11 protein-coding genes and 1 pseudogene are annotated in these 10455 nt (G+C 56.9%); 8 read left to right on the top strand and 4 right to left on the bottom strand.

Annotation, left to right across the window (positions count from 1 at the left end; genetic code table 11):
* Positions 1 to 2: 2 nt before the first annotated feature.
* Together AC2FLD_RS16425 and AC2FLD_RS16430 are read right to left on the bottom strand one after the other, a co-directional pair.
* Positions 3 to 725, bottom strand: a pseudogene (locus tag AC2FLD_RS16425) (NYN domain-containing protein).
* A gap of 98 nt (positions 726 to 823) precedes the next feature.
* On the bottom strand, positions 824 to 1936 hold the full coding sequence (locus tag AC2FLD_RS16430) for an S-(hydroxymethyl)glutathione dehydrogenase/class III alcohol dehydrogenase (protein ID WP_050605173.1): 1113 nt from the start codon (positions 1934 to 1936) through the stop codon (positions 824 to 826).
* A 130-nt stretch (positions 1937 to 2066) separates the two neighbouring features.
* On the opposite strand from AC2FLD_RS16430, the gene AC2FLD_RS16435 reads away from it, so the two are divergent.
* Positions 2067 to 2354, top strand: a complete 288-nt coding sequence (locus tag AC2FLD_RS16435; protein ID WP_050605174.1) for an I78 family peptidase inhibitor — start codon at positions 2067 to 2069, stop codon at positions 2352 to 2354.
* A 61-nt stretch (positions 2355 to 2415) separates the two neighbouring features.
* The gene (locus tag AC2FLD_RS16440) at positions 2416 to 4068 is read left to right on the top strand and encodes a DUF6504 family protein (RefSeq protein WP_496670332.1); all 1653 of its coding nucleotides are present in this window, start codon (positions 2416 to 2418) and stop codon (positions 4066 to 4068) included.
* Positions 4069 to 4071: 3 nt separating this feature from the next.
* Here the strand turns inward: AC2FLD_RS16440 and AC2FLD_RS16445 are convergent, their stop codons facing one another.
* Entirely contained in the window at positions 4072 to 4797 is a 726-nt protein-coding gene (locus AC2FLD_RS16445) for an SDR family NAD(P)-dependent oxidoreductase (protein ID WP_496670329.1), read from the bottom strand.
* Positions 4798 to 4990: 193 nt separating this feature from the next.
* On the opposite strand from AC2FLD_RS16445, the gene AC2FLD_RS16450 reads away from it, so the two are divergent.
* Genes AC2FLD_RS16450 through AC2FLD_RS16470 form a run of 5 tightly spaced genes read left to right on the top strand, consistent with a single transcriptional unit; the run spans position 4991 to position 9197 of the window.
* Positions 4991 to 6322, top strand: coding sequence for an NAD(P)/FAD-dependent oxidoreductase (locus AC2FLD_RS16450; RefSeq protein WP_496670325.1), 1332 nt, complete (start codon positions 4991 to 4993; stop codon positions 6320 to 6322).
* Positions 6276 to 6821 (top strand): hypothetical protein, encoded by a 546-nt coding sequence (locus AC2FLD_RS16455; protein WP_496670318.1) that lies wholly within the window; start codon positions 6276 to 6278, stop codon positions 6819 to 6821. Before AC2FLD_RS16450 ends, AC2FLD_RS16455 begins: the two co-directional genes overlap by 47 nt.
* A complete protein-coding gene (locus AC2FLD_RS16460; RefSeq protein WP_496670312.1) occupies positions 6821 to 8044 on the top strand; it encodes an MFS transporter in 1224 nt (407 codons plus the stop codon). The genes AC2FLD_RS16455 and AC2FLD_RS16460 overlap by 1 nt, the downstream gene beginning before the upstream one ends.
* Positions 8041 to 8658, top strand: coding sequence for a DUF3833 domain-containing protein (locus AC2FLD_RS16465; RefSeq protein ID WP_496670306.1), 618 nt, complete (start codon positions 8041 to 8043; stop codon positions 8656 to 8658). The genes AC2FLD_RS16460 and AC2FLD_RS16465 overlap by 4 nt, the downstream gene beginning before the upstream one ends.
* Positions 8655 to 9197 carry a DUF3833 family protein gene (locus tag AC2FLD_RS16470; protein ID WP_496670303.1) on the top strand — a complete coding sequence of 181 codons (543 nt, stop codon included), beginning with the start codon at positions 8655 to 8657 and terminating at the stop codon, positions 9195 to 9197. The genes AC2FLD_RS16465 and AC2FLD_RS16470 overlap by 4 nt, the downstream gene beginning before the upstream one ends.
* Before the next feature lie 27 nt (positions 9198 to 9224).
* Here AC2FLD_RS16470 and AC2FLD_RS16475 read toward each other — a convergent pair whose 3' ends face one another.
* Positions 9225 to 9449 carry a hypothetical protein gene (locus AC2FLD_RS16475; RefSeq protein ID WP_496670299.1) on the bottom strand — a complete coding sequence of 75 codons (225 nt, stop codon included), beginning with the start codon at positions 9447 to 9449 and terminating at the stop codon, positions 9225 to 9227.
* A gap of 121 nt (positions 9450 to 9570) precedes the next feature.
* Between AC2FLD_RS16475 and AC2FLD_RS16480 the strand changes: the two genes are divergently transcribed.
* A complete protein-coding gene (locus AC2FLD_RS16480; protein ID WP_496670298.1) occupies positions 9571 to 10320 on the top strand; it encodes a hypothetical protein in 750 nt (249 codons plus the stop codon).
* Positions 10321 to 10455: the final 135 nt, after the last annotated feature.

A 10455-nucleotide genomic window follows, 5' to 3' on the forward strand; every position in this document is an offset into this window, starting at 1 on the left:
CGTCAAGTATCCTTGCATCTGATCTTGAGATCACCATTTGTACCGCTCTTATCAAAGCGATCGATAGCACGTACCAAATCGCTCAGCCTTTTATAGCCATAAGTTCGAGAGTCGAAATCCGGATACATCTTGCCTAATTAGCTTCCCACAAATGAAAGACTGGCCCAACCATCGGCTTCGTTCGTGTTTAGTACAACGTTCCGGATCAACTGGTATGCATGGTTCAGCTCATGCTTTGATTTTACGTCACCGACTTTTTTGACCTGAGGCGCGCCAGCTTCAGGCTTCTCTATGTTTTCAATGTAAATGAATCGGTTGCATGCTGCGACAAACGCGCTTGGTGCCTTGCGTTCGCCGATCCCAAACACATCCAAACCCTGTTCGCGGATACGACTGGCGAGACGGGTGAAATCACTGTCAGAGGACACCAATACAAATCCATTGAACCGGCCTGAATGCAGGATATCCATGGCGTCAATCACCAGCGCGATATCACTTGAATTCTTCTTTGATGTGTTAGCGAACTGCTGATGTGGAACGATGGCATATTCGGCCAGAGATTTGGCGTCCCACCCTTGGGGCGATCCATTGGAAAAATCCCCATAGATCCGCCTTAAACCCGCTTCGCCCAATGTTGCGATTTCTTCAAATATCTCAGCGGCATGTTTTGCGGAAACGTTGTCCGCATCAATCAGAACCGCAAGGCGGTCCGTATTTCCTGGTATCACCTGAATTCCTCAACTCAAAATTTAATTCGCATTGAGATATGTAAGAATGAAAAAGGGCGGACAAAAGCCCGCCCTGTGCATTTTGCATATTTTTATCAGTAGACTACGACAGATCTGATGCTCTCACCTTTATGCATCAGATCAAAGCCGTGGTTGATGTCGTCCAGACCCATGGTGTGGGTGATCATCGGATCGATCTCGATCTTGCCGTCCATGTACCAATCGACGATCTTGGGCACATCGGTCCGGCCCCGTGCGCCGCCAAAGGCGGTTCCGCGCCAAGAACGCCCGGTAACCAGCTGGAACGGACGGGTCGAGATTTCGGCCCCTGCAGGCGCCACGCCTATGATGATTGATTCACCCCAGCCCTTGTGCGCCGACTCAAGGGCTGCGCGCATCACGCCAACATTGCCGGTGGCATCAAAGGTATAATCCGCGCCGCCCTTGGTCAGGCTGACCAGATAAGGGACCAGATCGCCTTCGACCTCGGTCGGGTTGACGAAATCGGTCATGCCGAACTTGGTGGCCATCTCGACCTTTGACGGGTTGAGGTCGACACCGACGATCTGATCGGCCCCGGCCAAACGCAGGCCCTGGATCACGTTCAGGCCAATGCCGCCCAGACCGAACACAATCGCGCGGCTACCGATTTCCACCTTGGCGGTGTTGATCACCGCACCAATGCCGGTGGTGACGCCGCAACCGATATAACAAATCTTGTCGAAGGGCGCGTCCTCACGCACCTTGGCCAGCGCGATCTCGGGCAGAACCGTGTGGTTCGAGAAGGTCGAGCAGCCCATGTAGTGCAGGATCGGATCGCCATCCAGCGTCGAGAACCGCGAGGTCCCGTCGGGCATCAGGCCCTTGCCTTGGGTTTCGCGGATCGCCTGACACAGGTTGGTTTTAGGATGCAGACAGTATTCACACTCACGACATTCAGGAGTGTAGAGCGGGATCACGTGATCGCCTGGCTTCAGGCTTGTGACGCCCGGGCCGACCTCAACCACAACGCCCGCGCCTTCGTGGCCCAGAATGGCCGGGAACAGGCCTTCGGGATCGGCACCCGACAGGGTGAATTCATCGGTATGGCAGATGCCGGTGGCCTTGATTTCCACCAGAACCTCGCCCGCCTTGGGGCCTTCGAGGTTCACGTCCATCACTTCCAAAGGTTTGCCCGCCTGAACGGCAACGGCAGCACGGGTACGCATGGTGCTAATCTCCCTGTCTTATTCGCCCCGACCCTGCGTCAATTGCAGGGTGTTTTCAACTGTGCTTTCATGCCAGACTTGCTAATTGGTTGATATTGCAGAAACGACATCGCCGGAATGAGGAACGCCAATGCACAGATTTATCCCGATTCTGATCCTTCTGGCCGCCTGTGCCGAAACACCCGTCTCCGAAGACGCACGCCTTGCGCCCGAGGCCGCGCCGGTTGATCTGGCCTTTTGTCAGGGCGAAGCATTTGCCAACTCCGTGGGCCAGCCGGTTTCAACCATTCGGGCCGATTTGCCGGAACGCACCCGCGTACTGGGGCCGGATGATATTGCGACGCAGGATTATCGGATCGACAGGCTGAACGTCTATGTAAACGGTGCGGGTGTTATTCAACGCCTGACCTGCGGGTAAGCGTGGACTCAGCCGCTGATTCTCGAATAAGAACAAAGTGGGAACATTTTGATGTCTGCCGATGCCAAAACGCCGAATACTCTCACTGTGGTTTCCCCGTCTTGGGGCTGAACGGCTGATCCGCGCCGCGCGGGGGCTGCATTCTGGGCCGTTGGCCGTGGTCACTGAGCAGTCGAACATGCAGGTCATTACCTCGCTGAATATTGAGGCGCAGGCCGCCGGGCTGCGTGTGGGCCAGCCGGTGCGCGATGCCCATGCCATGTGCGCCAGCCTGATCACACGGCATCGCAACGCCCCGGCCGAGGCCGCGTTTCTGACCGCGCTACGCCGCTGGGCGGGTAAGTTCAGCCCCTGGGTAGCCGAAGAGGCTCCGGACGGGCTGATCGTCGACCTGTCGGGCTGCGCGCATCTGTTTGGCGGGGAAGAGGCGCTGCTGAGCGTGCTTGAAACCGACTGCGCCGATATGGGCCTCAGCGTGCAGATGGGCATTGCCGACACGCTGGGCGCAGCCTGGGCTTTGGCCCGCTATGCGGGGCAAGAGGCCACATCCGACCGCAATGGCGATGCCATCAGCCAAGAAGCTCGCGCCACCCGCGCCCGGGCGGGTAAACGGCGGCACTGGACCAAAGGCGGGGCTGCACCACAGGTGATGGCCTTGGGTGGTGGCGCGCGCATTGCGGCACCGGGGCAATCTTATGGTGCACTCAGCCCCCTGCCTATCGCGGCGCTGCGGTTGGACGATCCGGTTGTGGCACAGCTGAACCGTCTGGGACTGCGCCGGATCGGCGACCTGCTGGGCCAGCCGCGTGCCAGTTTGGCGCGGCGCTTTGGGCGTGGGCTGGTGCTGCGGCTGGATCAGGCCATGGGCAGCGCGCCCGAGCCGGTTTCTCCGGCCCGCCCACCACATCATTTTGCGGTGCGGATGACGCTGCCCAATCCGATTGGTCTGATTGAAGATGTCATGGCTGCCGTCGATCGGGTGCTGCCAACGCTCTGCGCCAAGCTGGAAGAGAAAGATCACGGTGTCCGCACCTTGCGGCTGGAGGCGCATCGCGCCGATCAGGCTGCCGAGGTTATCGAGATTGGGCTGGCCCGTCCGACCTATGACAAACACCGGATTCGTCCATTGTTAGAGATGAAAGTTGACAAGATCGATGCAGGCTATGGCATCGACATGCTGCGGCTTGAGGCGATCCAGACCGAGCCCATCCACGCCCGCACGATCGCCGGTCATGCCGAGGCGCGCCGCGTGGCCCGTAACAGGCTTGAGGGCAATACAGCCGTGGATGACCTGATCGGCAAGCTGGGCGCAAGGGTAGGGCTGGAGGCGATCACGCGGCGACATCCAGCGGCCTCGCACATCCCCGAGAAAACGGCGCAGACGCTGGCAGCGGCGTGGTCGGAGCCTGCACGCGACTGGCCTGCGCCGCCACGCCCCCGGCCCTTGCAGATGTGGCAGCCCGAGCCGGTTATGGCGCCGGAGACCCCGGATGTTCCAACCACCTTCCGCTGGCGCGGGCGCGACTGGCGACTGGCGCAGGCCACCGGCCCGGAACGGATCGCACCGGAATGGTGGCTGGATGATCCCAACTGGCGCAGCGGCGTGCGCGATTACTGGGTGGTGGTGACAGAACAGGGGGAGCGTCTATGGCTGTTTTATGGCCATGGCAGCACTATGTCGGCAGGCTGGTTCTGTCAGGGGTATTTTTGTTAGACTCTATTTTCTGCGATAAACCAACAGATCCGGCAGATAATCAATCAGGCGAATAAACCACGAAAACGGTGCCGGGAAATCGGTACGGAACCGGCGGCGCGACATCGCTTTGACCACGCGTTCTGCCGCATCCTCAGCAGTCATCAGCATCGGCATTTTGAAACTGTTCTTGTCGGTCAGGCGGGTCTTGATGAAGCCGGGATTGACAATGCGCACCGTCACGCCCGTACCCGCCAGATCATGCCGCATCGTCTCGGCCAGCGAGATCAGCGCGGCCTTGCTGGCCCCATAGCCGATAGCGGAAGGCAAACCATGATACCCGGCCAGCGATCCGATCAACGTGATCTCTCCGTGACCCGCCTGCACAAAGCCCGGAACGGTTTCACCCAATACCCGCAACGCACCCGAATAGTTCACATCGCTGATCCTGAGCGACGCCTCGGTGTCCCAGTCGCCCGAGCGCATGGGCTCGTAAGCGCCTGCATTATAGATCAGCCCATCGATATGGCTGGCCTCGGCCACGGCGGTGCGAACAGAGTCTAAATCAGTCACATCGCAGGGAATCGCCCGGGCATTAGGCAGCTTGGAACAGATATCATTCAAACGCGCAGAGTTGCGCGCAGACAGGATGAGATGCGCGCCCTCACGGCTCAACGCCTCAGCCAAGGCGCGGCCCAAGCCCTCGCTTGCGCCGATGATCCAAATGGTTTTCCCGTCAAAGCTGCTCATGTGTGGGCCGTTTCAATTGTGTTTCACAATAATACGGCCCCGCATACGCGTCGGATCAAAACGGTATCGCAAATCACGAATGCTGTAACCAGAAGTCACAAGGTAGTGCATCTGTTAAAAACTCCTATCCCGAGTGATCCAGCGCACCGTACCGTGCGTATCCCATTGTAAAATGTCACATAACGAGGCTGGAATGTTCGACGAAATCCGGGGTGTACGGAAGAAAATTGCGATTGTAGGTGCAGGCATTTCGGGTCTCTCCGCCGCGTATTACCTTTCAGAAAACAACGACGTGACGGTGTATGAAGCCGAACCCAGATTGGGCGGCCATGCCCGCACAGTAATGGCTGGCAAAAACGGAGAGCAGCCGGTCGACACCGGATTTATCGTCTTCAACTACGCCACCTACCCCTATTTGACCCAGCTTTTTGACGAATTGAACGTACCTGTCATCAAAAGCGAGATGAGTTTTGGCGCGACCATCGACAACGGTCGCATCGAATATGGCTTGAACAATTTGCGCACGCTAACCGCGCAGAAACGGAACCTGGCGCGACCCGCCTATTACAAGATGATCGCTGACATCCTGCGCTTTGGCAAAGAGGCACCCGAAGCCGCCAAGGACGACGACACCACAATTGGTGAACTGGTCGATCAGCTGCGTCTGGGACACTGGTTCCGGCACAACTATCTGTTGCCCATGTGCGGCGCGATCTGGTCTACCCCGGTCGAGTTCGTGGATCAGTTCCCGGCCCGTTCGCTAGTACAATTCTTCCGCAACCATGCTCTGCTGGCGAGTGGGCGCGCCAATCAGCACCAATGGTACACTGTCAAAGGCGGCAGCATCGAATATGTCCGCCGCATCGACGCCGCCCTGCGCGCCCGTGGTTGCGACATCCGGCTGGCCGCCCCGGTTCAGAATGTTCAACGTGGTGAAATGGGCGTCAGCGTCACAAGTCACGGCCAGACGGATCAGTTCGACGAAATCATCCTGGCAACCCACTCGGACCAGTCCCTTGCCATTCTGGGTCAACGCGCAACCCCCGCCGAGGCCGCCGCGCTGGGTGCGATCCGCTATCAACCCAACACCGCAATTCTTCACTGTGACCCAGGGCAAATGCCGAAACGGCGCGCCTGCTGGTCCAGCTGGACTTATCGCTCGCAAGCTGGAAATGTGGGCGTGACTTATTGGATGAACCGGCTTCAGAACATCCCGGACAGCGATCCGCTGTTTCTGACGCTGAACGCCTCATCAGAAATTCCCGCGGACAAAATCTATGATCAGGTCGAATTTGCCCATCCGGTGTTCGACAAAGCCGCCCTGAAGGCACAAGGGCAAATCCGCGAGATGCAGGGACAGAACCGAACCTGGTTTGCCGGCGCATATAACCGGCACGGATTTCACGAAGACGGGATTGCCAGCGCGATGAATGTCGTTGCGCAAATAAATGGCACCCCGCAAACCATCGGAGCTGACAATGGCTTTTCTGGGAACGACCCGGCCATCGCTGTGGCGGCCGAATAACGGGATGTGGCGCGCGGCGCTGCTGACAGTGGCTTTGCTGGCCCCGCCAGGAGTGATGGCATCGCCAGTGACAGAAGAATTGAACGACGCGCAACTGCGCGGCTCAGCGACTTTTCGGTATCTGGGTCTGCCGATTTATGACGCCAAACTCTATACCCCCGGTGGCGCTCCGCTTAATTGGAGCGAAGACATCGGCCTGCAACTGACATACCGCAAAAACATCAAGAAGAAAGCGCTGGTCAACTCGACCCTGGACGAAATGGACCGGATCGGACGTTCTACCCCCGTGCGCGATCAACTGGACCGGTGCTTCAAATCCGTGACCAAGGGGGACAGCTTTCTGGCTGTGTCTAACGGGCCGGATAACGTGAGCTTCTGGCTGAACGGTCAAAAGACCTGCACCATGTCTTATCCAGGTATCAAGCGCAGTTTCATGTCCGTCTTTCTGGGGGAAAACACGCGGTCCGCGTCTTTCACGCAGAAACTTCAGGGGCGCTGATGCTTTATCCTCGGGTCAGCCTGTACGCGCTGATGCTCGCTGCGGCGGGTATCCCACTTTATATACACCTGCCGCGCTTTGCGGCGGTAAATCTGGGCTTTGGTCTGGGGGTTATCGGAACCGTCCTGCTGATGATCCGACTTGTAGATCTGGTGCAGGATCCGTTGATTGGCTGGGCAATCGACAAATGGCCAAAGGGGCAGCTTGTGTTTGCCTCTCTGGCTGCATTGGGGCTGGCGGTTGGGTTCCCTCTGCTCTTTAGCTTGCCGCAGGGTGCCAGTGTATCAGCGCTGATCGCGATTCTGATCTTGCTGTTTTCGGCATACAGCCTCGGAACCATTCTTCTGTATGGGCGCAGCGCAACTTTGGCAAAACACACCGATCCAAAAGAGCTGATGACCTTGGCGGCCTTTCGTGAAGGCGGGCAACTGACCGGCGTGGTCATCGCCGCGAGCGCCCCGGCGCTTTTGGTTGCATTCGGAGCACAAGCCCAAGGTTATCCCGCTTTTGGAGTGTTTTTGGGACTGTTGTCCGTTCTGACCTTGGTGCTGACCGTTCCGATCTGGAGACGTACGCCAATCACTGGCACCGGCCTGTCTTTTGCGGGGCTGGGTCAGGCTGGGGGATTGCGTTTGCTGGCTCTCGCGCTGGTGAACAGCCTACCGGTAGCCATCACCTCGACCCTGTTTCTGTTCTTTGTAGAAGACCGACTGCAACTGCCGGACAAAGCTGGCCCACTGTTGATCCTGTTCTTCCTCAGTGCAGGCGCAAGCGTGCCGCTTTGGGCCAAGCTCAGCAACCGGATTGGCCCGAAACAGACTTTGCTGATTGCCATGCCCCTCTCGATCGCGGGGTTTATCGGTGCCGCTAGCCTAAGCGCCGGAAATCTTGCAGGGTTTGCTGTGATCTGCCTCGCCTCGGGCGCTGCTCTGGGTGCGGATATGGTCGTGTTGCCCGCCATGTTCTCGGTCGTCCTGACCCGGGCCGGGCTGAACGCATCTGCCGCGTTTGGTATCTGGTCTTTCGCAGGCAAACTAGGCCTTGCCCTGGCTGCCTTTTTCACCTTGCCGCTGTTGGAACGCAGCGGTTTCACCCCCGGTCAAACCAATTCTGCACAAGCGCTGGATACACTGAATCTGGCCTATGCAGTGCTGCCCTGCATCCTGAAAGTTGGGGCATTTGGAATGGTCTTGACCCTGCCGACCGAGGTCGCAAGCAAATGAACGCTATTGCCATCATACTGCTGGTCCTTCTGATCGCAGTTTTCATCCGCGCCCGACTGATGAGCTTTCGCGCGCAATCTCCGTCGGATTACACAGGAACTGGTCCTGTCTTTTCGCTGAAAGAGCATCTGAACGGGGAAATCCTGTCCGAGGGGCTGATCTATGGCCCCAATGGGAAGATGTCGAACAGCTTCGTCGCCCGTATGGTTGGCGAATGGAACGGAAACTCGGGCACGCTGTCCGAATATTTCACCTATTCCAACGGCAAACAGATGACCCGAAAATGGTATCTGACACTGGGTACCGGCAACACGTTCACCGCAATGGCAGACGATATTGTCGGTGAGGGTCAGGGCATCATGTCGGGATCAACCGTCAAACTGACCTACCGGATCATCCTGCCTGAAGATGCTGGCGGCCACACTTTAGATGTGACAGATTGGATGTATCTGACGGAACACGGGGTCATCATGAACCGGTCCGAGATGCGCAAATTCGGCCTCAAGGTCGCTGAACTGGTGGCCACGATGCGCCCCGCTCCCGACGTGAAAATCACACATGTGCCAGGTGCAAACGGGTATGATGCGACAACCGAAGGGAAACCGCTGCAATGAGTGTTTTCCGTTCCCTGATCACGTTTCTTGCAATTGCAAGCCTAGCCTTACTGGCGGCGTGCTCCAGCAAGCCCAAAGTGCCCAAGACGTTTTTGTCCGACCGGCAATTGAACCTTGCGGAATTCTTCGAAGGCAAGACGGTGGCCTATGGTCAGTTTCAGGATGTTCTGGGCAATATCCCCCGCAGATTCACCGTTGATATCGACGGGGCATGGGATGGCGAAACCCTGACACTGGTCGAAGATTTCCTCTATGACGATGGCGCTACCGAACAGCGTATCTGGACTCTGACCAAAACCGGTGAAGATACCTGGACAGGTACTGCCCCCGGCGTGTTGGGCACTGCCAGCGGGATTGAGCGTGGGGATACGTTCAACTGGAAATACAAGATCGACCTGCCGATCAAGGACGGGACGATGCGTGTCAAATTTGACGACTGGATGTGGTTGTTGGATGACGACCGGCTGCTGAACCGCGCCTATGTCTCACGCTATGGCGTGCGCCTGGGCGAAGTGATCCTATTCTTCGAAAAGAAGTAGCCGACGTAGGCTCAAACCTTCATTTCGTCAGTAAAAGATGAATTCGTCGGTAGGAACCTGTGACGATCCACTGGCCGATCCTGCCCGCTTCGTTCTTGTCCCGTCCGAGGCGGCAGCCTCGGGTACAAGTGCATTTTCTGATTTGAGGCGCGCGCGCTCAATCTCACCCCATAGGAAAAACAGACCGTCCCTTTTGCCCATCAAACGCGCAGGCACCCTGGCCCGCAAAACACGTGTTTTTGCTTGTGGCATCTGCTCTCTCACTGCCTCCGGTGTTGTCCACCTTTTTGGAAAGGCTATCGAATTTGTGCAAAAAAAGCAATTTTGCATAAGCAAAATAGCGCTCGCAATCATGCATTGACGGACTGGTAGCGTGACTCACTTTAAGATTGCATTTGAGTTCTGCGCCCATCAATCGTTCTCCGACCTGTTTTCCCAACCTCAACCAAATCGCGCGGCGTTCGCCGAAAGAGGGGGGGTGATTGTAGCACCCCCCTCTGGAAATACCGGAACGCAAGAAGACCTCAAAATGCACGTAGTACATCGAGGCTTCGACACTTTCGCACTTTCGATTCAGGCGAACATTTCTCAGGAGCTGTTCGATTTGCTTAATACCGAACGGGACAGAGCCGAAGAAGAGCGGCACCCCGTTCCGATCAGCTACGGTGGCGCAGACTTTGACTTGTTGCCCCATGGTGGCAACGGGTATCGCTTTATCCTAAAAGGGGGGCCTTTGGATGTGCATTGGTCCTTCAAGAAACCAAATGCACGCGACCCTTGGGGCATTCGGATTTCGGTTGGTTCAACACTTCTTGCGACACAAGGGCTCGGGTGCGCGCGATCTAATATTGATAAGACCCTGACAAGGCTGGGAACCGATTTGAATCGCATTAGGGTATTATCGGTCGGGCGGATTTCTGCGTTGATGTACTGGCACCTAAATACCAAACATGACCGTTATCTACGTCGTCGGTATTTTTCTAAATCTCGCGGGTCTAGGTCTGGCCATATCGGGCTTATTGGGTGGTCCGGTCAAAACAGATGCATGGATAAAAAACCTACCAAACCCATTTTCCGCCATCGTTGTTGGCGTCGCTGTTTATCTGATATCAATCTCGAATGATCTGGCTTTCATTGCGCTTTCTCTAGGGTCAGGACCCATTGATTTTCGTTTTGCAGCATGATTCACGGTTCTAAAACTGAGCGGTGAACATGTCTGATCTCTTCTGGCTGACGGATGCGCAGATGGCGCGTATGG

The sequence above is a fragment of the Ruegeria sp. CDSA021 genome, assembly GCF_059612325.1.

Excerpts from the sequence above, each read along its gene's own strand:
- AC2FLD_RS16470 (WP_496670303.1), top strand. The coding sequence starts at position 8,655 with ATGAGTGTTTTCCGTTCCCTGATCACGTTTCTTGCAATTGCAAGCCTA.
- AC2FLD_RS16445 (WP_496670329.1), bottom strand. The coding sequence starts at position 4,797 with ATGAGCAGCTTTGACGGGAAAACCATTTGGATCATCGGCGCAAGCGAG.
- AC2FLD_RS16455 (WP_496670318.1), top strand. The coding sequence starts at position 6,276 with ATGGCTTTTCTGGGAACGACCCGGCCATCGCTGTGGCGGCCGAATAAC.
- AC2FLD_RS16435 (WP_050605174.1), top strand. The coding sequence starts at position 2,067 with ATGCACAGATTTATCCCGATTCTGATCCTTCTGGCCGCCTGTGCCGAA.
- AC2FLD_RS16460 (WP_496670312.1), top strand. The coding sequence starts at position 6,821 with ATGCTTTATCCTCGGGTCAGCCTGTACGCGCTGATGCTCGCTGCGGCG.
- AC2FLD_RS16465 (WP_496670306.1), top strand. The coding sequence starts at position 8,041 with ATGAACGCTATTGCCATCATACTGCTGGTCCTTCTGATCGCAGTTTTC.
- AC2FLD_RS16440 (WP_496670332.1), top strand. The coding sequence starts at position 2,416 with ATGCCAAAACGCCGAATACTCTCACTGTGGTTTCCCCGTCTTGGGGCT.
- AC2FLD_RS16430 (WP_050605173.1), bottom strand. The coding sequence starts at position 1,936 with ATGCGTACCCGTGCTGCCGTTGCCGTTCAGGCGGGCAAACCTTTGGAA.
- AC2FLD_RS16475 (WP_496670299.1), bottom strand. The coding sequence starts at position 9,449 with ATGCCACAAGCAAAAACACGTGTTTTGCGGGCCAGGGTGCCTGCGCGT.
- AC2FLD_RS16450 (WP_496670325.1), top strand. The coding sequence starts at position 4,991 with ATGTTCGACGAAATCCGGGGTGTACGGAAGAAAATTGCGATTGTAGGT.